This is a genomic window from Micromonospora sp. NPDC000316, assembly GCF_042898885.1.
In the GTDB taxonomy this organism is placed as follows: Bacteria; Actinomycetota; Actinomycetes; order Mycobacteriales; family Micromonosporaceae; genus Micromonospora.
Map to the genome: position 1 here is coordinate 80,976 of NZ_JBIAZG010000010.1, position 26,948 is coordinate 107,923.

At 70.8% G+C, this 26,948-nt stretch carries 26 protein-coding genes; 12 read left to right on the forward strand and 14 right to left on the reverse strand.

Features of this window, described 5'->3' with window-relative positions; genetic code table 11:
* Positions 1–248: 248 nt before the first annotated feature.
* From ACFY2Q_RS20070 to ACFY2Q_RS20080, 3 genes are all read left to right on the forward strand, one after another.
* Positions 249–1,637: a rhodanese-like domain-containing protein gene (locus ACFY2Q_RS20070; RefSeq protein ID WP_387132304.1), complete on the forward strand. Its 1,389-nt coding sequence runs from the start codon at positions 249–251 to the stop codon at positions 1,635–1,637.
* Between the two features lie 36 nt (positions 1,638–1,673).
* Positions 1,674–2,261, forward strand: a complete 588-nt coding sequence (locus tag ACFY2Q_RS20075; RefSeq protein WP_387132306.1) for a rhodanese-like domain-containing protein — start codon at positions 1,674–1,676, stop codon at positions 2,259–2,261.
* 69 nt (positions 2,262–2,330) lie between these two features.
* The gene (locus tag ACFY2Q_RS20080; protein WP_387132308.1) at positions 2,331–3,107 is read left to right on the forward strand and encodes a sulfite exporter TauE/SafE family protein; all 777 of its coding nucleotides are present in this window, start codon (positions 2,331–2,333) and stop codon (positions 3,105–3,107) included.
* A 100-nt stretch (positions 3,108–3,207) separates the two neighbouring features.
* Here the strand turns inward: ACFY2Q_RS20080 and prcA are convergent, their stop codons facing one another.
* From prcA to arc, 7 genes are all read right to left on the reverse strand, one after another.
* Entirely contained in the window at positions 3,208–4,038 is an 831-nt protein-coding gene (gene prcA / locus ACFY2Q_RS20085) for a proteasome subunit alpha (RefSeq protein ID WP_387132310.1), read from the reverse strand.
* Between the two features lie 61 nt (positions 4,039–4,099).
* Positions 4,100–4,939, reverse strand: coding sequence for a proteasome subunit beta (prcB, locus tag ACFY2Q_RS20090; RefSeq protein ID WP_387132312.1), 840 nt, complete (start codon positions 4,937–4,939; stop codon positions 4,100–4,102).
* Positions 4,858–5,379, reverse strand: a complete 522-nt coding sequence (locus ACFY2Q_RS20095; protein ID WP_387132314.1) for an endonuclease VII domain-containing protein — start codon at positions 5,377–5,379, stop codon at positions 4,858–4,860. Before ACFY2Q_RS20095 ends, prcB begins: the two co-directional genes overlap by 82 nt.
* Positions 5,380–5,565: 186 nt before the next feature.
* A complete protein-coding gene (locus ACFY2Q_RS20100) occupies positions 5,566–5,781 on the reverse strand; it encodes a ubiquitin-like protein Pup (protein ID WP_030332902.1) in 216 nt (71 codons plus the stop codon).
* Positions 5,782–5,885: 104 nt separating this feature from the next.
* A complete protein-coding gene (dop, locus tag ACFY2Q_RS20105) occupies positions 5,886–7,403 on the reverse strand; it encodes a depupylase/deamidase Dop (protein WP_387132317.1) in 1,518 nt (505 codons plus the stop codon).
* 108 nt (positions 7,404–7,511) lie between these two features.
* Positions 7,512–9,476 carry a hypothetical protein gene (locus ACFY2Q_RS20110; RefSeq protein WP_387132319.1) on the reverse strand — a complete coding sequence of 655 codons (1,965 nt, stop codon included), beginning with the start codon at positions 9,474–9,476 and terminating at the stop codon, positions 7,512–7,514.
* 143 nt (positions 9,477–9,619) lie between these two features.
* The gene (gene arc / locus ACFY2Q_RS20115) at positions 9,620–11,404 is read right to left on the reverse strand and encodes a proteasome ATPase (protein ID WP_387132321.1); all 1,785 of its coding nucleotides are present in this window, start codon (positions 11,402–11,404) and stop codon (positions 9,620–9,622) included.
* Between the two features lie 179 nt (positions 11,405–11,583).
* On the opposite strand from arc, the gene ACFY2Q_RS20120 reads away from it, so the two are divergent.
* On the forward strand, positions 11,584–11,877 hold the full coding sequence (locus ACFY2Q_RS20120) for a ferredoxin (RefSeq protein ID WP_387132323.1): 294 nt from the start codon (positions 11,584–11,586) through the stop codon (positions 11,875–11,877).
* A gap of 50 nt (positions 11,878–11,927) precedes the next feature.
* Here the strand turns inward: ACFY2Q_RS20120 and ACFY2Q_RS20125 are convergent, their stop codons facing one another.
* From ACFY2Q_RS20125 to ACFY2Q_RS20135, 3 genes are read right to left on the reverse strand one after another with little or no spacing between them, the layout of a single operon-like run.
* The gene (locus ACFY2Q_RS20125) at positions 11,928–12,500 is read right to left on the reverse strand and encodes a hypothetical protein (RefSeq protein ID WP_387132326.1); all 573 of its coding nucleotides are present in this window, start codon (positions 12,498–12,500) and stop codon (positions 11,928–11,930) included.
* A 40-nt stretch (positions 12,501–12,540) separates the two neighbouring features.
* On the reverse strand, positions 12,541–13,542 hold the full coding sequence (locus ACFY2Q_RS20130) for a tRNA (adenine-N1)-methyltransferase (RefSeq protein WP_387132328.1): 1,002 nt from the start codon (positions 13,540–13,542) through the stop codon (positions 12,541–12,543).
* Positions 13,539–14,693, reverse strand: a complete 1,155-nt coding sequence (locus ACFY2Q_RS20135; protein ID WP_387132330.1) for a site-2 protease family protein — start codon at positions 14,691–14,693, stop codon at positions 13,539–13,541. The genes ACFY2Q_RS20130 and ACFY2Q_RS20135 overlap by 4 nt, the downstream gene beginning before the upstream one ends.
* A gap of 79 nt (positions 14,694–14,772) precedes the next feature.
* Here ACFY2Q_RS20135 and ACFY2Q_RS20140 point away from each other — a divergent pair, with 79 nt between their 5' ends.
* The 4 genes from ACFY2Q_RS20140 to ACFY2Q_RS20155 all read left to right on the forward strand — a co-directional run bounded on the left by ACFY2Q_RS20140 (position 14,773) and on the right by ACFY2Q_RS20155 (position 20,242).
* A complete protein-coding gene (locus tag ACFY2Q_RS20140) occupies positions 14,773–15,687 on the forward strand; it encodes a RecB family exonuclease (RefSeq protein ID WP_387132332.1) in 915 nt (304 codons plus the stop codon).
* A 149-nt stretch (positions 15,688–15,836) separates the two neighbouring features.
* Positions 15,837–16,568: a response regulator gene (locus ACFY2Q_RS20145; RefSeq protein WP_387132334.1), complete on the forward strand. Its 732-nt coding sequence runs from the start codon at positions 15,837–15,839 to the stop codon at positions 16,566–16,568.
* A gap of 351 nt (positions 16,569–16,919) precedes the next feature.
* A complete protein-coding gene (locus tag ACFY2Q_RS20150; protein WP_387132336.1) occupies positions 16,920–17,687 on the forward strand; it encodes an ABC transporter ATP-binding protein in 768 nt (255 codons plus the stop codon).
* Positions 17,687–20,242, forward strand: a complete 2,556-nt coding sequence (locus ACFY2Q_RS20155) for an ABC transporter permease (protein ID WP_387132338.1) — start codon at positions 17,687–17,689, stop codon at positions 20,240–20,242. Before ACFY2Q_RS20150 ends, ACFY2Q_RS20155 begins: the two co-directional genes overlap by 1 nt.
* A 69-nt stretch (positions 20,243–20,311) precedes the next feature.
* Here ACFY2Q_RS20155 and ACFY2Q_RS20160 read toward each other — a convergent pair whose 3' ends face one another.
* The 4 genes from ACFY2Q_RS20160 to ACFY2Q_RS20175 all read right to left on the reverse strand — a co-directional run bounded on the left by ACFY2Q_RS20160 (position 20,312) and on the right by ACFY2Q_RS20175 (position 24,167).
* Complete coding sequence (locus tag ACFY2Q_RS20160) at positions 20,312–21,097, reverse strand: hypothetical protein (RefSeq protein WP_387132340.1); 786 nt, start codon at positions 21,095–21,097, stop codon at positions 20,312–20,314.
* Positions 21,098–21,351: 254 nt separating this feature from the next.
* A complete protein-coding gene (locus tag ACFY2Q_RS20165) occupies positions 21,352–22,014 on the reverse strand; it encodes an HAD family hydrolase (protein ID WP_387132522.1) in 663 nt (220 codons plus the stop codon).
* A gap of 121 nt (positions 22,015–22,135) precedes the next feature.
* Positions 22,136–22,936: a neutral zinc metallopeptidase gene (locus ACFY2Q_RS20170; protein WP_387132342.1), complete on the reverse strand. Its 801-nt coding sequence runs from the start codon at positions 22,934–22,936 to the stop codon at positions 22,136–22,138.
* Positions 22,937–23,066: 130 nt separating this feature from the next.
* Entirely contained in the window at positions 23,067–24,167 is a 1,101-nt protein-coding gene (locus ACFY2Q_RS20175) for a calcium:proton antiporter (protein WP_387132344.1), read from the reverse strand.
* A gap of 112 nt (positions 24,168–24,279) precedes the next feature.
* On the opposite strand from ACFY2Q_RS20175, the gene ACFY2Q_RS20180 reads away from it, so the two are divergent.
* The 4 genes from ACFY2Q_RS20180 to ACFY2Q_RS20195 all read left to right on the forward strand — a co-directional run bounded on the left by ACFY2Q_RS20180 (position 24,280) and on the right by ACFY2Q_RS20195 (position 26,935).
* Positions 24,280–24,642, forward strand: coding sequence for an ArsR/SmtB family transcription factor (locus ACFY2Q_RS20180; RefSeq protein ID WP_387132346.1), 363 nt, complete (start codon positions 24,280–24,282; stop codon positions 24,640–24,642).
* Entirely contained in the window at positions 24,639–25,154 is a 516-nt protein-coding gene (locus ACFY2Q_RS20185; protein ID WP_387132348.1) for an SRPBCC family protein, read from the forward strand. The genes ACFY2Q_RS20180 and ACFY2Q_RS20185 overlap by 4 nt, the downstream gene beginning before the upstream one ends.
* Before the next feature lie 184 nt (positions 25,155–25,338).
* On the forward strand, positions 25,339–26,082 hold the full coding sequence (locus ACFY2Q_RS20190) for an SAM-dependent methyltransferase (protein ID WP_387132350.1): 744 nt from the start codon (positions 25,339–25,341) through the stop codon (positions 26,080–26,082).
* A 37-nt stretch (positions 26,083–26,119) separates the two neighbouring features.
* Positions 26,120–26,935, forward strand: a complete 816-nt coding sequence (locus tag ACFY2Q_RS20195) for a type II CAAX prenyl endopeptidase Rce1 family protein (protein ID WP_387132352.1) — start codon at positions 26,120–26,122, stop codon at positions 26,933–26,935.
* Positions 26,936–26,948 lie beyond the last annotated feature (13 nt).

Genomic DNA, 26,948 nt, shown 5'->3' on the forward strand with positions numbered 1-26,948 from the left:
CAGGGGTTGAAAGAGCCGGCGAGACGAGGGCACACCGCCGAGCCAGCCTGCCACTGGGTGAAGCGTGCCCATCCACGCCGCCGCCCCTTGGGACGCCCGTCCTAGTGACGGTGTGCCACTGCGGCGGGCTGGTCGTACGCCCGATGGCGACGACAGGCACCGGCGCTGCCCGGCCGGTCGCCCTGAGGCCCGGCTCGGGCCGACACCGCGCGCTGACCATTACCGCAATCGAGCGAGGAGATAGAGCAGTGACTGACCTGAGTGTGGAGGTCGTGCAGACCTCGTCCCTGGGCGACCGCAGCTATCTTGCCCACGACGGCCAGGTGGCCATCGTCGTCGACCCGCAACGCGACATCGACCGTCTCCTGGCGCTGGCCGGCAGCCTCGGCGTACGCATCACCCACGTCGCCGAAACGCACCTGCACAACGACTACGTCTCCGGAGGGCTCGCCCTCGCCCGGCTCACCGGCGCGACGTACCTGGTCGCGGGCGACGACGACGTCGACTTCGAGCGGCGGCCGGTCACCGACGGTGACGCGATCACTGTGTCGGAGCGGATGCGGTTGCGGGTCGTGGCCACCCCCGGGCACACCTTCCACCACCTGTCCTACGTCCTCGATGGCGACGCCGGCCCGGTAGGGGTGTTCACCGGCGGATCCTTGCTGTTCGGCACCACCGGCCGCACCGACCTCCTCGGCAAGCAGCACGCCCACACCCTCGCCGAGCAGCAGTACGCCTCCGCGCACCGGCTGGCCGACCTTCTGCCCGACGGCGCCCAGGTGTGGCCCACCCACGGCTTCGGCAGCTTCTGCTCCGCCACCCAATCCGACGCCCCGGAGTCGACGATCGGTCGGGAGCGCACCGCCAACCCGGCGCTACGCCTCGAGGCCGACGACTTCGTCCAGGAGACCCTCGCCGGGCTGGACGCCTACCCGGCCTACTACGCGCACATGGGTGCCCGTAACACCGCCGGGGCCGACCTCATCGACCTCACCCCGGTCGCCGCCGCCGACCCGGCCGCGCTTGCTCAGCGGATCGCCGACGGGGAGTGGGTGGTCGACCTGCGCTCCCGCAAGGCGTTCGCGCACCGACACCTCACCGGCACCCTGAGCTTCGGCCTCGACGGCCCCATGTCGACCTGGCTGGGCTGGATGGCACCGTGGGGCACACCGATCACCCTGCTCGGCGACAGCGAGCAGCAGGTCGCCGACGCGCAACGGGAACTGGCCCGCATCGGGATCGACAGGCCCGCCGCCGCGGCGACCGGCAGCCCCGAGCAGTGGGCGGCCGACGACGACAACCGGCTGACCACCCTCACCACGGCGACCTTCGCCGACCTCGCCGCCGCCCGCGCCGGCAACCCCGACCTGCCCGCCGCAGACGTGGTGCTCGACGTACGGATGACAAACGAATGGCGTACCGAGCACATCGACGGCGTGGCCCACATTCCGCTGCCCGACCTGCCGCACCGCCTCGACGACGTACCGGCCGGCACGGTGTGGGTGCACTGCGGCTCCGGCTACCGGGCGGCGGCCGCCAGCAGCCTGCTGCAACGAGCCGGCCGCGAGGTCGTGCACATCGACGACGCGTACGCCGCAGCCGCTGACGCCGGCCTGCCCACCGTCCCCGGAAACTGACCCGTCCCCGAAACCGAACAGGAGCACCCGCACCACATGACCACGCCCACAAGCACCCCGGCCAGCCTCGACGTCGCCGCCCTGCAAGACCTCGTCGGCACCGTCCACGCGCCTCGGCTGATCGACGTGCGCACCCCTGCCGAGTTCGAGAGCGCACACATCCCCGGCTCCTACAACGTGCCGCTGGACCTGCTGCGCGAACACCGCGACGAACTCCGCGCCCACCTCGACGAGCAGGTCGTGCTCGTCTGCCGCTCCGGGCAGCGTGCCGCCCAGGCCGAGCAGGCCCTCGCCTCTGCCGGCCTGCCGAACGTGCGGGTCCTCACCGGCGGCATCACCGCCTGGCAGGCGGCCCGCGCGCCGATCAACACCGGCAGGCCCCGCTGGGATCTCGAACGGCAGGTACGCCTCGTCGCCGGCAGCATCGTCCTGGTCGCCGTCCTCGTCAGCGCCCTTGTCGAGCCGGTCAAGTGGGTCGCCGCGTTCATCGGCGCCGGCCTCACCTTCGCCGCGCTCAGCAACACCTGCGCCATGGGCATGATGTTGGCCAAACTCCCGTACAACCGTGGCCCCCGCACCAGCCTCGACCAGGTCGTCAGGGCCATCGCCGCGGACCAGCGGTAGCACCATGCGTTGTCCGTGCAGCACACGTTCCCGGCCGACCGGTACGGGTCGGCCGGGAGGGGGTGACGCATGATCGCCGCGATCGGGTTCGGCGCCCTCGTGGGTGTCCTGCTCGGCCTCCTCGGCGGGGGCGGCTCGATCCTGGCCGTCCCCGCCCTCGTCTACGGCGCCGGCCTCACCCTCGCCGCGGCCGTACCCACCTCACTGCTCGTGGTCGGCATCTCGTCGGCCACCGCACTGCTCCCCCGGCTGCGCGCCGGCCTGGTGCGGTGGCGCCTGGCCGCCATCATCGGCGGCACGGGCGCAGCGGCGACGTTCGCCGGCGCCGCCGTCAACCGGCTCCTCGACCCTCGCGTCGTCCTCGGCGGCTTCGCCGTCCTCATGGTCGTCGCCGGCGTCCGGATGCTGCGCGACACCGACGACTCCGGCGGCGACTGCGCGCTGCCCGACGGCGGCGTCAACTGGCGCGGTTGTCTCCCGAAAGCCGCCGCCGCCGGGCTCACCGTCGGCTTCCTGACCGGCCTGTTCGGCGTCGGCGGCGGCTTCCTCATCATCCCCGCCCTGGTCCTGCTGCTCGGGCTGAGCATGCCGGCTGCCGTCGCCACCTCACTGGCCATCATCGTCATCAACTCGGCCGCCGGGTTCGCCGCCCACGTCGGCGACGCCACCATCGACTACGGCATCGCCACGGCCTTCACCGCCGCCGCCATCGCCGGCTCACTTGCCGCCAGCCGGATCGCCACCCGGCTGCCCACCCACCGGCTGCAACGCGCGTTCGCCTGGCTCGTCTTCGCCGTCGCGGCGTTCGTCGCCACCCAGGCGCTCGTCAACCCCGCTGGGGTCTGATCCCCGGTTCGCCGCGGGCCGGTGCTGCCGGCACGGCCGAGCCCGGCCCGCCCGCCGGCCGCGTTGCGGGCCGGCGGCGCATGTCGCACCGCCGGCCGATCTACTTGCCGTCGGCCGGCTTGTCCTCCAGGTCGGCGGAGCCCGCCGACGACGTCGGCTTGTGCGACTCCGTCGCCGGCACCGCCGGCGTGTCCGGGCCACCCGCCGCGCCGGGCTGCTCGGCGGCGGCGACATCGCCGTCCAACAGCGCCGTCAGGGCCGCGCCGGTGATCCGCCGGAACGTACGACCCACCCGCTGGCGGTCCAGCACCGCCACCTCGAGCTGGTTGGCGGCGATCGTGCGGGCCGCGCCGCCCTCCCCGCCGACGGCGCTCAACGCCTGCAGCGCCACCCGGGCGGCCTCGGAGAGAGACATGTCCGGACGGTGCTGCGACTTCAGCACACCGGTGATCGCCTCGGCCTGGCCACCCATCGCCATCCGCCCCGGCTCGTCGTTGACCGAGCCGTCGTAGGTGAGCCGGTACAGCTCGTCATCCTCGGCGGTCGCCCCGACCTCCGCCACGCAGATCTCCACCTCGAACGGCTTCGACTGCTCGGTGAAGATCGCCCCGAGGGTCTGCGCGAAGGCGTTGGCAAGCGCGCGGCCGGTGACGTCACGCCTGTCGTAGCTGAGCCCGTTGAGGTCGGCCATCCGCACACCGGCCCGGCGCAGGTTCTCGAACTCGTTGTAGCGGCCGACCGCGGCGAAGCCGATCCGGTCGTAGATCTCGCTGACCTTGTGCAGGGCACTGGAGAGGTTCTCCGCGACGAAGAGCACGCCGCCGGAGTAGCTCAGGACCACCGCGCTGCGGCCCCGAGCGATGCCCTTGCGGGCCAACTCGGAACGGTCGCGCATGATCTGTTCGGGCGAGGCGTAGAACTGCATGGCCACGGCGGCGGTTCTCCTTACGGCGCTGTGCTGACGACTGCTGACGGGTGGGGGTGGACGGGGCTCAACCGCCCGGGTTCTCCATCCGGCCACTGACCACACCTTCGGCGATCGCCGCCGTCTCGGGGTCGGTCAGCCGGCGGGTGCCCTCGGCGGTGGCGGTCATCACCACCGGATAGATCCGGCGGGTCAGGTCCGGCCCGCCGGTCGCGGTGTCGTCGTCGGCCGCGTCGTAGAGCGCCTCGACCGCGAGACGTGTCGCGTCCTCGACGGACAGCCCGGCCCGGAAACGCTTCTTCAGGGCCGACTTCGCGAAGAGCGAACCGGAGCCGATCGCGTCATAGCCGGTCTCCTCGTACGGGCCACCGGTGACGTCGAAGCTGAAGATCCGCCCGGCCTTCGCCGGGTCGGCGCCGGCCAGATCGAAGCCGGCGAACAGCGGCACCACAGCGAGGCCCTGCATGGCCGCGCCCAGATTGCCCCGGATCATCGAGGCCAGCCGGTTGGCCTTGCCGTCGAGCGAGAGCATCGCGCCCTCGATCTTTTCGTAGTGCTCCAGCTCCACCTGGAACAGTCGCATCAGCTCGATGCCGATGCCCGCGGTGCCGGCGATGCCGACAAGCGAGTACGCGTCGGCGGGGTGCACCTTCTCGATGTCGCGCTGGGCGATCAGGTTGCCCATGGTGGCCCGACGGTCGCCGGCCATCACCACGCCACCGGCGGCCGAGATGGCCACGATTGTTGTCGCGTGCGGCGCCAGGTCGGCGGCCATGCCCGGCGGCAGCGGTCGCCGACCGGGCAGCATCTCGGGGGCCACCCGGCTCAGAAACGTGGTGAAGGAGGACGTCCCCGCGTTGGTGAACACATCTGGTAGACGCCCGGATGGATCAAAGCCCGCTGCCACGTGGTTCCTCTCAGGTACGTGATCGCCCTGGCCAGCCTCATGGGACTGTCACGGAACTGGCCAAGACCACCGTTGCAGTTGAAGCAGAGTATCCCGCGCACCCATCCGGTGCGATGATCGTGGTCCAGATGTTCCGGATCGGGGCGCTCACAGATGGCGCAGACACCGCCCTGCTCGGCGAGGAGCTCCTGGAACTCCTTCTCCCCGACGCCGTAACGCCGCCGCAGGTGGTATTCGCGGTTACCCCCGTACAGCCGCTCTTTGGTCTTCCTGGTCTTGGTGTTGTGGCAGGGCTTGCAGTAGGTGGCATAGCCGGAGGTGTCGGCCCGGTTGCGGGGGAAGGCATCGAACGGCTGGACCGCGCCGCAGGCCGGGCAATATCTGTGCCCCTCCGGCACCACGCGACCTTCGCGCACCTCGCGGTCGAACTTCGCCCTCACCCGACGCGCGTAGCTTGCCTTGGACCGCTCGTTGAAACAGAGCTTGCAGTAGCTGCCCCGCCCGCCAGGCCTCTTCGAACTCGCACAGAACTGATCGAGCGCCTTCCATTCGCCGCAATCTCGGCAGCGACGAAGGCCGTCTCGATCATCACTCGTTCGCGACATGTCCGATTTAACCCTATATGCTCACTGACCTCCCTTTTGTACGTAACCCCTCACGAACTCCTCGGCGTTCTCTTCGAGGACGGAGTCGATCTCGTCAAGGAGGTCGTCGACGTCCTCGGTGATCTCGGCGTGCCGCTCGGCCACCTCGGGGTTGGCCTCGGTGGTGACGTCCTCGATCTCCTCGCCCTGGCGGGACTTGCCGGACTGCGACTGGCCGCCGCTGTCATGAGTGGCCATTGCTGCCTCCTCCACGATCGTCTGCGATGAACTTACCTCGCCCGGACGACGAAAAGCCCGCCGCGCGCCGGGTTGCGGCACACGACGGGCATCCGGACGCGAGTTCAGCCCCCGGTCAACGTCTCCAGCAGGTCCTTGGCGCTTGCGCACTTGTCGAACAGCGCCCCGACGTGCGCGCGGGTGCCCCGCTCCGGCTCCATCATCGGCACCCGGACCAGCGACTCCCGGCCCACGTCGAAGATCACCGAATCCCAGCTGGCGGCGACCACCTCGGAGGCGTACTGGGCGAGGCAGCGGCCACGGAAGTAGGCCCGCGTGTCCTCCGGGGGCTCCGTCATCGCGCTGCGGGTCTCGTCGTCGGTGAGCAGCGTCTTCATCGCCCCCCGCGAGACCAGCCGGTTGTAGAGGCCCTTCTCCTGCCGGACGTCGGAGTACTGCAGGTCGACGAGCTGGAGCTTGTGCGCGCCCCAGCCGAGCTTCTCCCGCTCGCGGTAACCCTCCAGCAACCGCAGCTTGGCCACCCAGTCCAGCTCGTCGGCGCAGAGCATCGGGTCCCGGCCGAGCCGGTGCAGGACGCTCTCCCAGCGGTCGAGCACGTCGGCGGTCTGCTCGTCGACGTCTGTGCCGTAGCGGTCGTCGACAAAGGACCGCGCCCGCTCCAGGTACGCCCACTGCAGGTCCAGTGCGGTGAGCCGGCGACCGTCGCGCAGCCGCATCCGGTGCGTCAGGGAGGGGTCGTGGCTTACCGCGCGCAGCTCGCTGACCGGGTCGGCGATGCCGAGGTCGGCGGGGAGCGCCTTCTCCTCGATCATGGCGAGGATCAGCGCGGTGGTGCCGACCTTGAGGTACGTGGAGATCTCGGAGAGGTTGGCGTCGCCGATGATGACGTGCAGCCGGCGGTACTTGTCGGCGTCGGCGTGCGGCTCGTCGCGGGTGTTGATGATCGGCCGCTTGAGCGTTGTCTCCAAGCCCACCTCGACCTCGAAGAAGTCGGCGCGCTGGGAGATCTGGAAGCCGCTCTGCCCGCCGTCCTGCCCGATGCCGACGCGGCCGGCGCCGCAGACGATCTGCCGGGTGACGAAGAACGGCGTCAGGTACGCCACGATGTCGGCGAACGGGGTCTGCCGGCGCATCAGGTAGTTCTCGTGGGCGCCGTAGCTGGCGCCCTTGTTGTCGGTGTTGTTCTTGTAGAGGTGGATCGGCTGGCTGCCGGGGATGGTGGCGGCCCGGCGGGACGCCTCGGCCATCACCCGCTCGCCGGCCTTGTCCCAGCGCACCACGTCGCGGGGCGTGGTGACCTCGGGGGTGGAGTATTCGGGGTGGGCGTGGTCCACGTAGAGCCGTGCGCCGTTGGTGAGTATCACGTTTGCCAGGCCGAGGTCCTCGTCCGCGAGGGCTTCGGCGGGGTCGTAGGCGGCGCCGGAGTAGGTGAAGCCGCGGGCGTCGCGCAGCGGCGACTCCTCCTCGTAGTCCCAGCGGGCGCGCCCGCCCCGGTTGAGCTCGGGCCGGGCCCCATAGGCGTTGACCACCTGGGACGAGGTGACCATCGGGTTGGCTCCGGCCTGGCCGGGCACGGAGATGCCGTACTCGACCTCGGTGCCCATGATCCGTCTTACGCTCATCGACCTACCCGCTTCGCTCGCCCGACCAGTCCCCCGTCACGTCGAGCGTAGTCCGACAGTTCGGGGACGGGGGCGCGCCGGTGCAGCGGGTTTCCCGGTGTCGCCCCGTCACTGCTTGATGATCATGGGTACGGTGCTGACCCGGGTGCGGAGTTCGGGGTGCGTGGTCAGCAGTTCATCGACACGTCGCTGCGCGGCCGGATCGCTGATCAGCAGCCGGATCGGGCCGCTGGTCTCGCGCAGGATGCTGCTCGTGCGATCAGGTTCGTCGAAGATCGGCAGGTAGATGGCCGGTTCGGTCTGCGCGGTGGTGCCCTGCAGGGCGGACAGGCAGATGGACTCGGCGTAGCCGCGGTAGCCGGTGCGGTCCAGGACCACGGTGACCGTGCCCGGTACGGCCGGGTGGCGGCGGTACGCGGCGGCGCAGACCTTGCCCACTCTCGACGGTTTATCGGCGTCGATCTGGACCCAGAGGTGGGCCCAGCTGTGCTTGTCGACGACGAGCAGGCTGCCGCGCCAGCCGGTGAGCCCGCAGAGGGTCACGGCGGTGAGCACGGCCAGGGCGGCGGCGAGCACGGGAATCGCGGTGGCCCGGATCGGCGACGACCGGACGGCAGGGGCCGGGACGGGCAGCAGCCGGACCAGGGCGGCGCTGCCGACGATCAGCAGCACGGTGGCGAGGTGGACGCCCTTCATGAAGTAGTACCCGGGCTCGACGCCGGTGAGGACGTTCACCAGTGCGATGGAGAGAGCGAACCCGACGGCCACCAGCACGGCGGCGAGGTGCCGGCGCCAGGCCGGGTCGGCGCGGCGGGCCTGGATCGCCAGGGCGATCAGCACGATCGGGGTGAGCCCGAGCAGTGCCCGCCACGCCTCGACGAGTTCCCGGCCCGCCCTCGCGTCGAGCGCCTCGGTCTGACCCGCGCCGAACACGCCGAGTAGCAGGGGCAGGGGCGCGAGCACTGCGGTCACCAGGCCGACGGTGAGCAGCGTACGGCGGACCTGGACGAGTTCCCGGCGGTGCCCGATCAGCCAGCCGAGCACCAGCAGCCCGGCCGGCGGAAGGAACAGGTAGTAGGTGAAGCCGATCCCGGTGAGCAGGGCGCCGAGCAGGACGAGTTGTTCGCGGTTGCCGGCCAGCGGGCGTACGACAAGGGCGGCGAGGGCGACGGCGAGGATGAGCCCGAGCACCTCACTGGGGTAGCCGGCGATCAGCAGCCGGGGCATCTGACTGCCGAGGAACAGCGCGCCGACCACAACTGTGAGGACGACGCGGTGCAGCGGATGCGACGGGCCGGGCAGCCGTTGGGCGGCCCAGAAGAGGGTGAGCACGAGCAGGCCGACGGTGGCCAGGCACCACCACGCGTAGTGGGTGAGGCTGCTGATGCCGCCAGGCGTGCCGGTGGCCGAGCGCAGGTTCGCGTCGAGCAGCGCGCTTGTCAGGTGCCAGCCCTGCGGGTAGCGGGTGAGCAGGGAGACGATGTCGTCGCGGGCGGCGGCCGGGTCGAGGAAGACGTACCCGCCGAGGCGGCCGACGGCGTCGACGAGTGCCGCGTGGCGGAAGTTGTCCTCGCCGAGGCCGAGCAGGCCGAGGCGCCCGGCGAGGGTGCCGGCACGTAGCCAGGGCAGGGCGAGGTAGCCGACGGTGGCGATCGAGGCGACGATCGGCAGCAGGTCGGCCCAGCCGGGGCGGGGCAGGGTGGGGCGTCGGCCGGTGGCCGCCGCGGTGAGGGTGAGCACTGTGAGCGCCGTGCCGCCGACCGCTACCGGGTGCAGCCCCCAGGGCCAGACCGTGAAGAGCAGGCCGGCGGCGGTGCTGGCGCCGACGAGCAGCAGCGCGGCGAGCAGCAGCCGGTCGAGCAGGGTGCGGCCGCCGCGCAGCAGGCTGGCCGTGGCCAGCAGCACGAGCGGGGGCAGCAACCAGGCCAGGTGCAGGGGGTACGCCGTCGCGGGCACCAGCCAGGCCGCCACGAGCGCGACGAGGAGCCGACGGTACGGGCGGACGGGCGACGGGTTGCCCCTGTCGACCGTCGGAGGTGCCGACGGGTCAGTGACGGTGAGCTCGGACGACACGCGGATCCTCGACGGTTCGGAGAGTTGGAACGCCACAGCGTAACGGTCATATGGGTACGCGTGGGGGCCGGCGCGTCGTGGGGGGGTGACCGGTGAGGCCCGGGACGCGTCGCGTCCCGGGCCTCGGTGGTGCTACCGCTGACTCAGAGGTATTGGCCGGTGTTGCTGGCGGTCTCGATGGACCGGCCGGCCTCGGCGCCCTTGCCGCCGGAGACGAGCGTGCGGATGTAGACGATCCGCTCGCCCTTCTTGCCGGAGATGCGGGCCCAGTCGTCGGGGTTTGTGGTGTTGGGGAGGTCCTCGTTCTCGCGGAACTCGTCGACGCAGGCGTCGAGGAGGTGCTGCAGGCGCAGGCCCTTGCGACCGGAGGTGAGGAATTCCTTGATGGCCATCTTCTTGCTCCGGTCGACGATGTTCTGGATCATCGCGCCGGAGTTGAAGTCCTTGAAGTAGAGGACTTCCTTGTCACCGTTGGCGTAGGTGACCTCGAGGAAGCGGTTCTCCTCGGTTTCGGAGTACATCCGCAGCACCACGGCGTCGATCATCGCCGCGACGGTGGCCTGGGGGTCGGCTCCGTGCTCGGCGAGGTCGTCCGGGTGCAGCGGCAGCCCGGAGAGGATGTACTTGGAGAAGATGTCCTTCGCCGCCTCGGCGTCCGGCCGCTCGATCTTGATCTTCACGTCGAGCCGACCGGGGCGCAGGATCGCCGGGTCGATCATGTCTTCCCGGTTGGAGGCGCCGATGACGATGACGTTCTCCAGCCCCTCCACGCCGTCGATCTCGCTGAGCAGCTGCGGAACGATTGTGTTCTCCACGTCGGACGAGACACCGGAGCCACGGGTCCGGAAGATCGAGTCCATCTCGTCGAAGAACACGATCACCGGAGTGCCCTCGCCGGCCTTCTCCCGGGCTCGCTGGAAGATCAGCCGGATGTGCCGCTCGGTCTCGCCGACATACTTGTTGAGCAGCTCCGGGCCCTTGATGTTGAGGAAGAAGCTTGTGTGCTTCTCCTTGCCCTGCCGCTCGGCGATCTTCTTGGCCAACGAGTTGGCCACCGCCTTGGCGATGAGCGTCTTGCCACAGCCGGGCGGGCCGTAGAGCAGGATGCCCTTGGGCGGACGGAGCTGGTGCTCGCGGAACAGGTCCGCGTGCAGGAACGGCAACTCCACCGCGTCGCGGATCTGCTCGATCTGCGACTGGAGGCCACCGATGTCGCTGTAGTCGACATCCGGCACCTCCTCCAGGACCAGCTCCTCGACCTCGCTCTTCGGGATCCGCTCGTACGCGTACGCCGAGCGGGGCTCGATCATGAGCGAGTCGCCGGCCCGGATCGCCGAGCCGATGAGCGTCTCGGCGAGGTGCACGATGCGCTCCTCGTCCGAGTGGGACACCACAAGCGCCCGGTCACCCGGTCCGCCGTCGGGTCCCTCCAGGATCTCCTTGAGCATCACCACCTCGCCGACCCGCTCGAACCCGAACGCGTCGACGATGTTGAGCGCGTCGTTGAGCAGGACCTCCTGGCCACGACTCAGCTCGGCGGTGTCCAACGAGGGCGAGACCGCGACCCGCAGTTTGCGGCCGCCGGTGAACACGTCCACCGTCCCGTCGTCGTGCTTGGCCAGGAAGACGCCGTAGCCACTCGGCGGTTGCGCGAGGCGGTCGATCTCCTCCTTGAGCGTGACGATCTGCGTGCGAGCCTCCTTGAGGGTGCTCACCAGCCGGTCGTTGTTCTCGGTCAGCCGCGCCAACTGTGCCTGGGTGGCCGCCAGCCGCTCTTCGAGCTGCCGGACGTGTCGGGGGCTTTCGGTCAACTTACGCCGCACCAGAGCGAGTTCCTCCTGAAGGAACGCGACCTGCGTGGAGAGATCGTGGGCTTCCTTCTCCCACCGTGCGGCGCGCGAGTCCGCGTCGTCGCTGCGTGCTGCCACGTCCCACCTCCCCGGGGGGCTTGAACGTACTGAGCTAACACTAGCCGCTATGAGCCCGATTCGGTCCCACGCAACACCCTCGTCACTGAACCTTGATCGCCAAGGGGTGGTCTGCCGGGTCGGTACGGGCGTTCGGGTACCGTCGGGTGGTGGGACGGGAGAACATGGGGGGTGCACCAATGGCCGAGGTCGCGACCGACCAGTTGCAGGTCTGGGTGGACCAGGATCTCTGCACGGGTGACGGGCTCTGCGTGCAGTACGCGCCGAAGGTCTTCGAGTTCGACATCGACGGTCTGGCCTACGTCAAGGGCGCCGACGGTGAGCTGCGGATGGCGCCGGGCAGCCGGGTCGACGTGCCCGAGCACCTGCGACTCGAAGTGATCGACTCCGCGAAGGAGTGCCCGGGCGACTGCATCCACGTCGTCCGCGGCGACGGCGTCGAGGTCGCCGGTCCGGACGCCGAGGACGACTGAGCCACGCCGGCCGGGCCGCACGGCCCGGCCGGACCCGAAAGGGGTACGCCTCAGAGCATGGGGCGGCCGACCACCGAGGCGACCAGCCGGGCGAACTCCTCCAACCGGGCGATCTGCCCGGCCCCGCCGTCGTCGAGGGTCTTGCCGAAGCGCAGCGCGTCGTGCCGCGGCGTGCCCGCCATGTCCTCGCTCGGCGGTGCCTCGTCAAGCGAGGTGAGCAGCAGGTACACGTCGATGCTGTCGACGCGGATCTCGCCGCTTTCGAGGCGGTTGAGTCGCCGCCGGCAGCCGACCTCGGTCACCGTGGAGACCGGCACCACCCGCAGCGACGAGGTCATCGACCCCGGCGGCCCCTCCCCCGGCGGCACGTCCTCGCCGTGCCAGAGGATCAGCCGGCTGCCGTCGCAGACGACGACCTCCTGCCACACGCCGTTCACCTCGTTGACGAAGCGTTCCAGGGTGAAGCCGAGCACCGACGCGCCGCGCAGCACGCCGCCGAGTGCCTCAAGGGCGACATCCGGGTCGCGCAGGTAGGCCCGCGCCGCCGACTCCAGGTCCTGGTAGGGAGACCAGTCCGGAAAGACCGCGGGAAGATCACCGCCGCCGTAGCCCGGTCGGCTCATGCCGCCGCCTCCCCCCGGTCGCCGGCGCCCTGCTCGATGGTCACGGCCTGTCCATCTCCCCCGTCACGTCGGGCTGTGCGCCTGCCGCCTGCGCGGCGGCGGCCTGTCGGGCCGCCTGCGCCTCGCGCAGGTCCTGGCGGCGCTGCGCGTACGCCTCGGTGCCCTTGCTGGGCTTGCGCCGACGCGGCGGCGCGGTGACGCCCGGGGCGAGCTTGCGCGCGGAGACCAGGAACGCGGTGTGCGCGATCATCCGGTGGTCCGGGCGGACGGCGAGGCCCTCGGCGTGCCAGTCGCGCACCAGCGACTCCCAGGCACGCGGCTCGGTCCAGCCGCCGCGCTCGCGCAACGCCTCGACCAGCTCGGAGAGCTGCGGCGTGGTGGCCACGTAGCCGATGAACACGCCGCCGGGCACCAGCGCCCGCTCGACCATGTCGAGGGTCTCCCAGGGGGTGAGCATGTCCAGGATGATCCGGTCGAAGCCGGTCTCCTGGCACTGCGCGACGTCACCGACGTGCAGGTTCCACGCCGGGTGCGGCCCGTTGAAGAACGCCTCGACGTTGCGCTTGGCGATCTGGGCGAAGTCGTCGCGCAGCTCGAACGAGTGCAGCTCGCCCTCGCTGCCGACGGCCCGCAGCAGCGAGCAGCTGAGCGCGCCCGAGCCGGCGCCGGCTTCCAGGACCTTCGCGCCGGGAAAGATGTCGCCCATCGCGACGATCTGCGCCGAGTCCTTCGGGTAGATCACCTGCGCGCCACGCGGCATGGACAGTACGTAGTCCGAGAGCAGCGGTCGCAGCGCGAGGAAGGCGGTGCCGCCGCCGGTAGTTGTCACCACGCTGCCGTCGGGCAGCCCGATCAGCGCGTCGTGCGCCAGGATGCCGCGATGGGTGTGGAACTCCTTGCCGGGCTCCAACGTCACTGTGTGCATCCGCCCCTTCGGGTCGGTCAGCTGCACCCGGTCGCCGGGCCGGAACGGGCCCCGGTGCACGGGTGTCAGCGCCGGGGTGGCGGCGTCGGCTGCGACGGTGGAGGGAGTTGCGGTCACGATGTCATCTTCCGGTTGGGTTCGAGGAGCTGCGCCAGATCGGCGATGTGCAGAATGCCGACGACATCTTCGCCTGCCGTCACCACGTACTGCGCGGCCGGGTGGGTCTGCACGGCCTCCATCACCCGCTCCCCGTCCAACCCGACCGGCAGGGTCGGGAGCGTGCCCAGTGACCGGGCGACAGCGTCCACCGCCAGCCACGGGCGACGCTCGGCGGGCACGGCTGCGGCGGCGGCCGGGTCGACAAGCGCGACCGGGCGGCCGGTGGAGTCGGTGACCAGCAGCGCGGCGGCGGGTTGCCCGCCCTCGGCGCGCCGCCGCTCGGCCTCGGACAGCGGTGTGCCTGTCGCCACCGGCCAGGCCGGCCGCGCCAGCCGGGACAGGTCGATCAGCGGGAACCGGCGGCTGACCCGGGCGGCCCGTATCGACTGCCCGGCGCCCCGCCAGAGGGTGACGGCGACGAGCAGCATCAACGGCAGCGCCAGCGGCGCCAGATAGTCGGCGAGGGTGAGCAGCAGGACCAGGGCGGCGGTGCCGACGGCGACCACGCGGCCCGCCCAGCCGGCGACCTCGGTGCCACGGTGCCGGTCACGGGTCAGGCCCCACACGGCGGCGCGCAGCGCCCGACCGCCGTCCAGCGGCAGCCCGGGCAGGATGTTGAACAGCGCGACGATGATGTTGCTCAGCGCGAGCTGGAAGGCTAGCTGGTGCGCCACCGTGCCCTGCGGCAGGGCGAGGGTGGCTGCCACCGCGATGACGGCGAGCACCGCGGAGACCGCCGGACCGGCCAGCGAGACGAGCAGGTCGACCCGGGGCGTCGGGGCGTCCCGATCCATCTCGGTGTACCCGCCGAGCAGTTCCAGGGTGATCCCGCGCACACCGATGCCGTAGCGCCGGGCGGTGAGCGCGTGGCCCAGCTCGTGCAGCAGCACCGAGCCGAGCAGTGACACCACGAATCCGAAGCCGATGAGGTAGCCGCTGATCTGCGGCAGATCCAGCTGCCGGCGGGCGAATTCGGCGTAGAGCACGGCGACCAGCACGGTGAGCAGGACCATCGAGGCGTTGAGGTGCAGCGGCACCCCGAACACCCGCCCCACGCTCAGGCCGGGACGCCGGTCGGGCCGGCGCTGCGGCCGGGATGTCTGCTCCATCGCCACGATGCTACGGACCGTCGGCGGGGCGGGGCCGGGCGGCGGTCGCTGTCATACCGGTGCCCTACCCTTTGCGAATATGACGGCGGAACCGGTCACCACCCCCAAACTCCCCTTCCCGGCAGAGACGCCACCCACGGTGCGGGCATCGCTGTCCCCGTCGCGGGCTGCGGATTTCAAGACGTGCCCGCTGCTCTACCGGTTCCGCAGCATCGACCGGCTGCCCGAGCGGACGACCGTCGAGCAGGCCCGGGGCACCCTTGTGCACGCCGTGCTGGAGCGGCTGTTCGACCTGCCCGCCCAGGCCCGCACGCCTACCGCGGCCGGTGACCTGGTGGCCCCCCAGTGGGACCGGCTGGTCACCGAGCAGCCGGAGTTGGCCGCGATCTTCGACGGCGGGGAGCCGGCCGGCCCGGTGGAGTTCCTGCGCTCGGCGACGGGGCTGCTGGAGGGTTACTTCGCGGTGGAGGACCCGACCCGACTGGAGCCGGCCGAGCGAGAGAGCCTGATCTCCGCGGTGGTCGACGACGAGTTGCTGATCCGGGGCTACCTCGACCGCCTGGACGTCGCTCCGGACGGCGCGCTGCGGGTGGTCGACTACAAGACCGGTGGCGCTCCGCGCGAGGCGTTCGAGGCGCGGGCGCTGTTCCAGCTGAAGTTCTACGCCCTGGTGCTGTGGCGCACCCGGGGGGTGGTGCCCAAGGTGCTGCGGCTGCTCTATCTGCGTGACGCCGAGGTGTTGGATTACACGCCCGACGCCGATGAGCTGGTTCGCTTCGAGCGCACTGTGGTGGCGCTGTGGCGGGCGATCGAGCAGGCCACCGCCCGGCAGGATTTCCGGCCGCGGCCGAGTCGGCTCTGCGACTGGTGCAGCCACCAGGCGTTGTGCCCCAGCTTCGGGGGCACTCCGCCGCCGTTCCCGGTGGCGCTTGCCGCCCCCGATCCGCTACGCGACGCCCGGAGCGCTCCGGTGGCGCCCGGCGCCGACGAGTGACGGTCCGCCGCGGGCGCCCACCACACAAGGGCGCCTGCGCGCCCGATTGAGACGACGCCGCGCCGGTCGGGGCACGACGAGCGGCCGGCCTCTACGGTGGTCCGCGACGCACCGGTACGCGTCCCACGACGCATCGCCGCGTCGAGGCGATGACCGGTGCGTCACGAGGCGTCGACGCGCAAACGGGAGACGAGATGACCGATCGGGTGGCCCCGGTGCGGCCGGTGCGGATCCTGCTCGCCGATGACCAGCCACTGCTGCGCACCGGGTTCCGCATGGTGCTGGGCGCCGAGCACGACCTGGACGTGGTCGCGGAGGCCGGCGACGGGCTGGAGGCGGTGGAGCTGTCCCGGCGGCTGCTGCCCGACGTGGTGCTGATGGACATCCGGATGCCCCGCATGGACGGGATCGCCGCGACCCGTGCCATCGTCGACTCCCGGCTGCCGGTTCGGGTGCTTGTGCTCACCACCTTCGACCTGGACGAGTACGTGGTGGGCGCGGTGCGCGCCGGTGCCAGCGGGTTCCTGGCCAAGGACGTGCCCGCCGAGGAGTTGATCGCGGCGATCCGCACGGTCGCCGGCGGGGACGCGGTGGTGGCGCCCCGGATCCTGCGGCGGCTGCTGGAACGCTTCGCCGACCTGCTACCCGACCCGGCGGCGACACCGGCTGCGGCGCTCGACGCGCTCACCGACCGGGAACGCGAGGTCCTGGTGCAGGTGGCGCGCGGGTTGTCCAACACCGAGATCGCGGCGGTCCTGTCGGTCAGCGAGACGACGATCAAGACTCACGTCGGGCACGTGCTGACCAAGCTGCGGCTGCGTGACCGGGTGCAGGCGGTGGTGTTGGCGTACGAGTCGGGGCTCGTGCGACCCGGGTCGTAGCCGTCGCCCGGCGGCTACCCCGCCCGGCGTACCCGAGGATCCCTCCGTGGGGGGGACGGCCCTGTTGCCGTGGTCACCTACCGTGACCGGAGACAGCTCAACGCGGTTGACCCTCCTGTGACGTGAGGCGGAAGGTTCGTCTCTGGTGCTGAGAAACGGTTCGACCGGCCGTCACCTCAGGGGCAACCCTGACCCGGCGTGGGGGTGCACCCGCAGCCGAAAATCCGCTCCGGGTCCGCCCGTGGGCGGACGGGTTCGGCGCGAACAGCGCTGATGATTGAGCTGTCACGCCGGGCCATGGGGGGCGGCGTGAGATTCGGACAGACGGAACAGACGGAAGAGGTATATGACGTGACCGCGACGGTAGGCCAGCAGGCGCAGGCCGCGGCCCGGGCGAACGACGTGTGGAAGGTGTACGGCAGCGGCGAGGCGCAGGTCATCGCGCTGCGGGGGGTCAGCGCGGAGTTCGAACGCGGCCAGTTCACCGCGATCATGGGCCCGTCGGGTTCCGGCAAGTCGACGCTTATGCACTGTCTGGCCGGCCTGGACTCGGTGACCCGGGGCGAGGTGGCGATCGGTGAGACCACTGTCACGGGCTTGGGCGACGCGGGGCTGACGAAGCTGCGCCGGGACAAGGTGGGGTTCATCTTCCAGCAGTTCAACCTGCTGCCCACGCTCACCGCCAAGGAGAACATCCTGCTGCCGCTGTCGATCGCCGGTCGTAAGCCCGACCCGGCCTGGTACGACACGGTGATCGAAACGGTCGGTCTGCGCGACCGGCTGGACCACCGGCCGGCGCAGCTCTCCGGCGGCCAGCAGCAGCGGGTGGCGTGCGCGCGGGCGCTGGTCTCCCGCCCTGAGGTGATCTTCGCCGATGAGCCGACGGGCAACCTGGACTCGCGTTCCGGCGCGGAGGTGCTCGCGTTCCTGCGCAACTCGGTCCGCGAGCACGGGCAGACGATCGTGATGGTCACCCACGACCCGACCGCCGCCGCGTACGCCGACCGGGTGGTCTTCCTCGCCGACGGGGAGATCGTCTCGGAGCTGATCGAGCCGACGGCCGAGACGGTGCTGGACACCATGAAGAAGCTGGACACTCCCACCGAGGTGGGCAACTGATGTTCCGGGCGACGCTGAAGAGTCTGCTGGCCCGCAAGGTCCGGCTGATCCTGTCCGGGCTGGCCGTGGTGCTCGGGGTGATGTTCGTCTCGGGTGCCTTCGTGCTCACCGACACGCTTGGCCGTTCCTTCGACTCGATCTTCGCGGACGCCTCCTCGGAGATCGACGTGAACGTCGCGGCGAAGCCGAAGGTGGAAGTCAACGAGATCGAGGGCGAGCAGACCGCCAACCCGCTGCCCGCCTCCGTGGTGGAGCGGGTCACGCAGGTGCCGGGGGTGGCGTCCGCGACCGGCGTCGTGGCTGCCGACGGCGCCCGGCTGATCGGCAGCAACGGCAAGGTGGTGACCTCGTTCGGTCCGCCGCAGTTGGGCCAGAACTGGACCGGCGAGGGGTCGCTGCTCACGTTGCGGGAGGGGCGCGCCCCGCAGGCCGACGACGAGATCGTGATCAACAAGGCGCTTGCCACGGCGGCGAAGGTGCAGGTCGGCCAGAAGGTCGGCGTGCTCACCGCGTTCGAGTCGAAGAAGCGGGACTTCACACTGGTAGGCGTCTTCGGTTACAGCGGTGACCGCGACTCGATCGGTGGCGCCCACGAGGTCTACTTCACCACGCCCGTGGCGCAGCGGCTGATGCTCGGCGAGCCGGACGTGTTCAGCAGCATCACCGTGCGCGGGGCCGGTGGGGTCTCCGACGAGGCGCTGCGCGACGACGTGGCCCGCGCGCTCGGCGGCGACTTCGAGGTGAAGACCGGCGAGCAGGTGGCCGCCGACGCCGCCGCCGGCCTGAAGGAGGGTCTGTCCTTCTTCAACAAGATCCTGCTCGGGTTCGCCGCGGTGGCGTTGCTGGTGGGCACCTTCCTGATCCTCAACACCTTCTCGATCATCGTGGCCCAGCGCACCCGGGAGTTGGCCCTGATGCGGGCCATCGGGGCCAGTGGCCGACAGATCATCGGCTCGGTGGTGCTGGAGGCGATCGCCGTGGGGCTGATCGCCTCGGTGCTCGGCCTGGCCGCTGGCATCGGGATCGGCGCGCTGCTGGCGTTCCTGTTCGGCAAGCTGGCCGGCGGCCTCACCCTCGCCGGCATCGGCGTGCCGGCGGCGGCGGTGATCGGCTCGTTCGCCGTCGGTCTGGTGATCACCGTGGTGGCGGCGCTGCTGCCGGCGCTGCGGGCTTCCCGGATTCCGCCGATCGCGGCGATGCAGGACGTGGCCACCCCGGACCGGCCGTTGACGAAGGTCACCGTGGCGGGGTCGGTGGTCACCGGCATCGGCGCCGTACTGCTCTTCCTCGGCCTCAGCGGCAACGCGGGCGGCCAGACCCTGGCCACCATCCTGGGTGGGGTGTTGTTCGCCTTCATCGGCGTGGCGCTGCTGACCCCGTTGCTCAGCCGGCCGGTGGTGAGCCTGCTCGGGGCGGTGTTCTCCTGGTCGGTGCCGGGCAAGCTGGGCCGGCTCAACTCCGGGCGTAACCCGCGGCGCACCGCGATCACGGCTGCCGCGCTGATGGTCGGCATCGCGCTTGTCACAGGCGTCACGGTGATCCTCGACTCGGCCAAGGGCAGCCTCGGCGCGCTCGCCCAGGACAACATCAAGGCCGAGCTGGTGATCGCCGGGGCGCAGGGCGGCCCGCGTCCGCCGAGCTTCGACCCGGGAGTGCTGGACCAGGCCAAGACCCTGCCCGGCGTGCAGATGGTCGACGGCGAGTACGGCGACATGGCGAAGCTCGACGGCGAGAGCACCTGGGTCGGTGCGAGCAGCGACATCGCGTCGCTGCGGCAGATCTTCAGCGCCAAGCCCACCGCCGGTGACATCGACCGGCTCTCACCGACGCAGATGCTTGCCAGCTCGGACACCGCCGCCGCGCGTGGCTGGTCGGTGGGTTCGACGGTGAACGTGCAGTTGACCCGGGGCGAGGCGCGGACGTACACGGTAAGCGGCATCTACGAGTCCGGGCAGCTGTTGAACCCGGTGGTGCTGCCGGTGACGGCGGCGAAGGACTTCGCGATCCCGCAGCCCTTCCAGGGTTACATCCAGCTGGCGCCCGGCACTGCGGTGGCCGACGTACAGCCGCAGGTGGAGTCGCTGCTCGCGGACAGCCCCGAGGTGTCGGTGGCCGACCGGAACGCGTTCATCGACCAGCAGACCGGTCAGCTCGACGGGCTGCTCACGATGATCCAGATCCTGCTGGCGTTGGCCATCGTGATCGCCGTGCTGGGCATCATCAACACCCTGGCGCTGTCGGTGCTGGAGCGGACCCGCGAGCTGGGCCTGCTGCGGGCGATCGGCCTGCGCCGTGGCCAGACCATGGCCATGATCACGGTCGAGGCGGTGGTGATCTCCGTGTTCGGCGCGCTGCTGGGCGTGGTGGTCGGCACCGGTCTCGGCGCCGCGGTGGTCGAGGCGCTCAAGGACGAGGGGATCACCGACCTGATCCTGCCCTGGGGGCAGATGGGTGTCTTCCTCGGTCTCGCCGCGATCATCGGGGTGGTGGCCGCGGTCCTCCCGGCCGTCCGGGCGGCCCGGATCAACGTCCTGGGCGCCATCGCCCACGACTGAGCCTCCGGACGACGGGCTCCTGCTGCCGCACACAGCGTCAGCAGGAGCCCGTCTCATAACTCGGAGTTGTCAGCGGCGCTGTCGGCCACGGCCGTTGTTCTGTGCCTGCCCGCCGTTCCTCGGTCGCTCAGCGGGTGCCGGCGCCTGTGCGGGCACGCTCGAGCTCGGTGCCAAGCTGGCGGCCTGCGCTCGACTCTGTTGCTCAAGACGTATGTGCCGGCTGTGCTGCCTATCGAGTTCTCTTACCCATGGAGTTTCCCGGTTGATCTCCCGCCGGCTGGTCATCCGTACGCTTCTGGTCCTCGCAGTCTGCGCCGCAGCGGGAACACTGCGCGTGTTGTCGCTCAAAGCGTGGATAACGTGTTCCATCTGCCGGTTCGCCGTTACGTCCCGATCACCTTCGAGCAGGCGTCGGCTGGTGGCGAGATGATCGCTGGTCCTCATTGATTGAGAGGTGCCTTCGACTTGCCGAAGGTATAGGTAAGTCTCACTTCCCTGCCCGCCGACGCTCTCCAGGAAGGTCAGCGCCCCTCCGCTTCCTCCGGCACTCAAGGCATCCACGGTGAGGCGCTCGATCGTGGAGCGATCAGGTTGGGCCTGCGCGTAAAGCCATTGCGCCGGACTGGCGTTGACCTGGAGAGTTGCGGCCGTCAGCGGCGTTGGGAACTGTGCGCCGATGTTCTCGTTGGCGGTGGTGAGCTGAAAGAAGAGCTGACGGTCCCTACTCAGGACTGTGTCGAAGTGTTGCGGCGAATAGGGCATTGGAGTTTCAACGGAAGAGTTTTCGTCCCATTCAGCGGGACCCTCGACAGAGTTGCCTACGTCCTGATACTGGGGGCTTTGCTCTTCGGACACGATTCTCCTGCCTTACGACAAGGGTTTAGGGAAAAGAGCCGTTCTCAGTTTCGTAATCTGAGAACCAGTGGCCACGACACCCCGGCTGGGCACCGGACGCCAACCGGCATGACCACCACCCCTACGCAACCAACCACGTACCGGTTCACCCTTGGATCGATGAAGGTGTGCCCGCCGAGGCTGGCGTGGGCCAGGCACACCCCGACCTGACTCTTTTCGATCCGCTCGGGCCGTGCGGTCACCGCAAGCCCGCTCTAGCGCTCCGGACGCGCTCCGGCCCGATCGACAAGCAGATCCGCGAGGACCTCCAGGTCCACGCCGGTCAGGCTCTCCACCTGGTGTACGCCGACAGTGCTCGCCAGCGGCACCTCCGCGGGTACGGCAAGCACCGCCGCGCCGGAGGCGAGCGCACTGGCCACCCCCGTCGGAGAGTCCTCGATCGCCACACACCGCTCGATCGGCACGTCGAGCAGTCGAGCCGCCGTCAGGTACGGCTCGGGATGCGGCTTGGCGGCCACCACCTCGTCGCCGCAGACAACCGCGTCGAAGTTGTCCCGACCCAGGGTGTCCAGGGCGATCTCGACGAGCGCCCGGCCGCTGGAGGTGACAAGCGCCGTGGGGATGCCCGCCGCGCGGACCGCGCCCAGCAGGGCGAACGCGCCCGGCTGCCAGCGCAGCCCGGTGCGGAACAGCTCAAGGATCCGGGCGTTGATCCACGCCGCGCTGATGTCGGCATCCCGCTCGGGCTGGCCCAGGTCGTCGTGCAGGATGCGCATCGACTCGGCCATGCTGGTGCCGGTGATCGACCGGCGGCCATCCTCGGACAGTTCGCCGCCGTACTCCCGGGCCAACTCCTGCAGCGCGACGTCCCACAGCTTCTCGCTGTCGACAAGCGTGCCGTCCATGTCGAAGAGCACGGCGGCGGGGTGATGGCTGCTCAGCGGATCCTCCAGGGTCGTGGTCGGCACCCGCGATCCTGCCAGGGCCGGACGCGGTCCGTGCCGCCGACGGGCACCGGGGTGACACGGGCTACGCCGCTCAGCCCAGGCCGCAGGCCTCCAGCGAACGCTCGTAGCCGCGGAAGAACGAGTCGGTGCGCTGCTCGGAGGTGCCGTGCGACCCCTCCGCGAACCACGGCTGGTCGGGGTCGTCACCGACCGCCGCCACCCCTTCCCGGAACTCCTCCAGGTCGCCCTCGGCCAGGGTCAGGGCGCCGGAGCGCACCGAGTCGCCGAGGTACGCCCCGGCCATGCAGTCGGCCTGCAACTCCTGCTGGATGGTGAAGCTGTAGTTGATGCCGAGTCGCACCTGGATGCCGTGGGCGTACTCGTGGCCGAGCAGATAGAACACGAACGCGTCACCGACCTGGCGGAACGCCGCCACCGACCAGTTGACGTCGTACGCGATGAAGTCGCCCCGCGAGCAGTAGACCGCGTTGTTGCGGGGCAACGGCTGGCCGCCGCAGGACACCTCGCCGGCCCGCTGGTACGGGACGATCCGCCGGATCGGCTCGAACCGCTGCCCCGACGCCTTGAACTGCGCGGCCCAGTACCGCTCGGCCACCGACTGCGCGTCGGCGACGTCCTGCTCGAACTCGGCCACGCTCGTGGTGCTGTCGGCCCTCGTGGTCTCCGCGCCCGGCGACGCCTGCGACTGGCCCGGTGCCGGACGCTCCCCCTGCGGCTCGGCCAGCCCGCCGCCGGCGCAGGCGAGCGACACCAGCGCGGCGGCCAGCAGACCCACAAGTGCACCCCGCGCGCCGCGACCCGCCCGTGCCCTCACTGAGCCTCCCTGCTGTCCGTACCGAACGGAGCAGTACCCCCACAACGAGACCACCATGCCCGTCACCCCTTGCACGTTCACCGGGGCGCCGCGGTTCACAGCCATCGGTGATCATGACGTTAGCGATCTCAGGATCGGCGGGTCGCAGCAATAACTTCATGATCCCCGGGGGTAGAGGGTGGGGCCGTCAGGGGCTGGCGGCCAGGAAGACGAAGGCGGCCAGCAGCACCAGGTGTACGCCGCCCTGCAGCACGTTGGCCCGGCCCGGCACCACTGTCAGCACGGCGGTCACCGCGGTGAGCGCGAGCAGTGCCAGCTGGGTGCCGCCGAGGCCGAGCAGCAGCGGGCCGTCCAGCCAGATCGAGGCGATCGCGATGGCCGGGATGGTCAGGCCGATGCTCGCCATCGCGGAGCCGAGCGCGAGATTGAGGCTGATCTGGACGCGGTCGCGGCGGGCGGCGCGGCCGGCGGCCAGGGTCTCCGGCAACAGCACCAGCAGGGCGATGATCACGCCGACGAACGCGTGCGGCAGGTTCGCCGCCGCGACCCCTGCCTCGATGGTCGGCGAGACGGTCTTGGCGTCACCGACCACCGCGACGAGTGCCACAAGCAGCAGGCCCAGGCTGACCAGCGCCGCGCGGTTGGTGGGCGGCTTGGCGTGCTCCTCGGTCTCGATGACCTTGCCCCGGCTGTCGACCGGCAGGAAGTAGTCGCGGTGCCGGCCGGTCTGCACGAGCACGAACAGCCCGTACAGGGCCAGCGATGCGACGGCGGCGAAGACGAGCTGGGCCGGGCTGAACTCCGGGCCCGGGCGGGCCGTGGTGAAGGTCGGGATGACCAGGCTGAGCGTGGCCAGGGTGATCACGGTGGCCAGCGCCCCGCCGGTGCCCTCCGGGTTGAACACGGCCACCCGCCGGCGCAATGCGCCGAGCAGCAGCGACAGGCCCAGTATGCCGTTACAGGTGATCATGACGGCGGCGAAGACGGTGTCACGGGCAAGCGACTGGGTCTTCTCCGGCCCGCTGATCATCAGCGTGACGATAAGTGCGACTTCGATAACGGTGACCGCGACGGCGAGCACAAGCGACCCGTACGGCTCCCCCACCCGGTGCGCGACCACCTCGGCGTGGTGCACTGCCGCCAGCACCGCGCCACCCAACAGTGCCGCGACCACCACCACGATAGGACCGGGAAGTTCTCGTCCCCATGTCGCGATCAGCATCAGCACCGCGAGCACGGGTACGACAACAGTCCAGTCGGACAGGCGGAATCGACGCAGGGCTGGCATGCCTTCAAGAGTGCCAGGTCACGTGATCATGTCGCCACCATCGACCACATCGGCAGGAGTGTCAGGAATCTCGGCGGAGCATGATTCGTAACCGATAGGTTACGCTTCCGACGTGGACGAGGTGGCCTCCGCGATCGCCGATCCGGTGCGGCGGCGCATCCTGACCCTGCTGCGCGGCACGCCGCTGCCCGCGGGCGACATCGCTGAGCGGTTCGCGATCAGCCGACCCGCGATCAGCCGACACCTGCGGGTGCTGCGCGAGAGCGGGCTGGTCCGCGACGACCTGGTAGGCCGCAAGAGGATCTACCGACTCGACCCCGGGCCGCTCGCCGCACTTGTCGACTGGCTCACCGAACTCGCCTCACCGGCCCCGTGGGAACGGCACCTCGACGCGTTGGAGACCGAGGTCTATCGAACCCGCCGAGAGAGCCGCACCCGCGGCCCGGCGGAGCACCGAAGGGAGCACACGGCATGACCCGTACACCCGCCGGACGTCTGTTTCGCACCGCCACCGGCCACGATCTCGTCCTCACCCGCACGTTCCGCGCCCCGGCGGCGGACGTGTGGGCCAGCCTGACCGAGCCGGAGCGCACCGCCCGCTGGTTCGGCCCCTGGGAGGGCGACGCCGCGCCCGGCCGGACCATCCGGGTCCAATTGGCGTACGAGGAGCAGCAGCCCTGGTGCGAGGTCCGCATCGAGGAGTGCGAGCCTCGGCAGCGCCTCGCCGTGTCGATGATCGACAGCTACGGCACCTGGCTGCTGGAGATGGCGCTGACCGAGACCGACGGCACCACCGAACTGCGGTTCGCCCAGCACCTCACCACCCTCGACGGCATCGCCGAGGTGGGCGCCGGCTGGGAGTACTACCTGGACATGCTCGTCGCCTCCCGCGACGGCTCGCCCCGGCCGGAGTTCGACGACTACCACCCGGCGATGCAGCCCTATTACCAGGCGCTGGCCGCCGACGCCGCCGCACCACACGCTTAGCGGCCGACCTCCCGCCGCAGCGCCGCGACCTCCTGCGGGGTCGGCCTCCGCCACCGTCCCGACGCGTCCACGTCCACCCCACCGATCCTGCCGTACGCCGCGCCGTCCGGCCGCGACGTGCTGGCCGTACGCGACACAGCGGACCCGGTGCGCGCCCACGATCACGCCTTGACACCCTGATCGGATGCGATCCACCGACCACCTCGCCACCAGCCGCTACGCGCGGATGCGGTGGAACACGCCGCTGTCGGAGGAGCACGCCGCGCTGCTGCTGCGGCGACTCGACGTCCGCCCCGGCGCACGCGTGCTCGACCTGGGGTGTGGCTGGGGCGAGCTGCTGCTCAGGGCCGTCGCCGCCGGTGGCGTGGCCGGCCCGGTCGCGACGCGGGGCGTCGGCGTCGACACCGACGAGACCGCCCTTGCCCGAGGGCGGGCACTCGCCGCCAGCCGGTCGCTGAACCGACACGTCGCCTTCGTGATGGGGGAAGCGGCGGCCTGGCAGGAGCCGGCCGACCGGGTCCTGTGCATCGGCGCGGCGCACGCCTTCGGCGGCGCCGGCGCGGCCCTCGACGCGCTCGCCTCGGTGGTCCGGCCCGGCGGTCGACTGCTGTTCGGCACGGCGTACTGGCAGCGCCAGCCCACGGCCGAGGCCGAGCAGATCTTCGGCGCGGACATCACGGACCTCGCGGGCCTCGTCGAGGCTGCCCGCGAGCGGGGCTGGCGGCTGCTGCACGTGAGCACCGCCGACCAGCGGGAGTGGGACAACTTCGAGTCGACCTGGCTCGCGGGCCGGCAGGAGTGGCTGCTGACGTACCCGCAGGATCCCCGCGCGGCGCAGGTCCGCGCCGAACTCGACGACCGGCTACGCCAGTACGTCGGCTGCTACCGCGACGTCGTCGGCCTCGCCTACCTCGTCCTGGGTCACTGACCCTCTGTCGTTGACCTCGATGGCTACGCTGCGCGGGGTGAGCGGCCGACCTCGCCTCGCCCTGCACTGGCGGATCGTCGTCGTGTTCGCCGGCACAGTGCTGGTGTGGCTGTTCCTCTCTCACGATGCCCTGCTCGGCCGCGACTACAGCCGCACGACCCACGTCGCCCGGGCTGTCCTCACGACGGCGCTTGTCGTACCCCTTGTGGTGGCCGCCCGGCGTCTGCTGGACCGGCGTCCGTGGGCCGGGCTCGGACTGCCCCCGCTGCGGGCCGGTTGGCGGCGCCTGCTGCTCGGCATGGTCTGCTGGCTCGTTCCGGCCGCGATCGGGTTCGCGCTCTGCCTCGGCCTCGGCTGGGTCGAGATCAGCCTGCGGACGTCACCGGGCGACGCCGTGCGCGTGGCGGCCCTACTTGTCGTGCTCGTCTTCCTGTACGAGGCACTGCCGGAGGAACTGGTCTTCCGTGGCTACCTGCAACACACAGTCGCCACCCGCTTGCCGGCCTGGCAGGCGGCCGTCGGGCAGGCCGCGCTGTTCACCCTGTTCGGGTTTCTTGTCGGGGCCGCCCGCTCCCCCGATCGGCTCGCGCTGTTCTTCGTCTTCGCGCTGCTACTCGGTGGCTTCCGGGCCGCCACGGGTGACATCTGGGCGGGCATCGGTTTCCACGTCGCCTTCCAGACGGTCGCCCAACTGTTCGGCGACGTCGGCGGCGTCTTCGACGTGCGGGGCGCCGACGTCCTGGGCGGCGTCGCGATGGGGGCCATACCGTTCGCCGTCGGTTGGACCGTCGTGCGACACCTCTACCGGGACCGCCTGGCGTGGCGGGCCGTCCGCCCGGAGACCGTTTCCTGAGGCGTCCCGGCGA

Excerpts from the sequence above, each read along its gene's own strand:
- ACFY2Q_RS20170 (WP_387132342.1), bottom strand. The coding sequence starts at position 22,936 with ATGGTGGTCTCGTTGTGGGGGTACTGCTCCGTTCGGTACGGACAGCAG.
- ACFY2Q_RS20075 (WP_387132306.1), top strand. The coding sequence starts at position 1,674 with ATGACCACGCCCACAAGCACCCCGGCCAGCCTCGACGTCGCCGCCCTG.
- ACFY2Q_RS20140 (WP_387132332.1), top strand. The coding sequence starts at position 14,773 with ATGACGGCGGAACCGGTCACCACCCCCAAACTCCCCTTCCCGGCAGAG.
- ACFY2Q_RS20190 (WP_387132350.1), top strand. The coding sequence starts at position 25,339 with ATGCGATCCACCGACCACCTCGCCACCAGCCGCTACGCGCGGATGCGG.
- ACFY2Q_RS20155 (WP_387132338.1), top strand. The coding sequence starts at position 17,687 with ATGTTCCGGGCGACGCTGAAGAGTCTGCTGGCCCGCAAGGTCCGGCTG.
- ACFY2Q_RS20100 (WP_030332902.1), bottom strand. The coding sequence starts at position 5,781 with ATGGCCACTCATGACAGCGGCGGCCAGTCGCAGTCCGGCAAGTCCCGC.
- dop (WP_387132317.1), bottom strand. The coding sequence starts at position 7,403 with ATGAGCGTAAGACGGATCATGGGCACCGAGGTCGAGTACGGCATCTCC.
- ACFY2Q_RS20185 (WP_387132348.1), top strand. The coding sequence starts at position 24,639 with ATGACCCGTACACCCGCCGGACGTCTGTTTCGCACCGCCACCGGCCAC.
- ACFY2Q_RS20135 (WP_387132330.1), bottom strand. The coding sequence starts at position 14,693 with ATGGAGCAGACATCCCGGCCGCAGCGCCGGCCCGACCGGCGTCCCGGC.
- ACFY2Q_RS20080 (WP_387132308.1), top strand. The coding sequence starts at position 2,331 with ATGATCGCCGCGATCGGGTTCGGCGCCCTCGTGGGTGTCCTGCTCGGC.
- ACFY2Q_RS20125 (WP_387132326.1), bottom strand. The coding sequence starts at position 12,500 with ATGAGCCGACCGGGCTACGGCGGCGGTGATCTTCCCGCGGTCTTTCCG.
- ACFY2Q_RS20120 (WP_387132323.1), top strand. The coding sequence starts at position 11,584 with ATGGCCGAGGTCGCGACCGACCAGTTGCAGGTCTGGGTGGACCAGGAT.
- ACFY2Q_RS20175 (WP_387132344.1), bottom strand. The coding sequence starts at position 24,167 with ATGCCAGCCCTGCGTCGATTCCGCCTGTCCGACTGGACTGTTGTCGTA.
- ACFY2Q_RS20145 (WP_387132334.1), top strand. The coding sequence starts at position 15,837 with ATGACCGGTGCGTCACGAGGCGTCGACGCGCAAACGGGAGACGAGATG.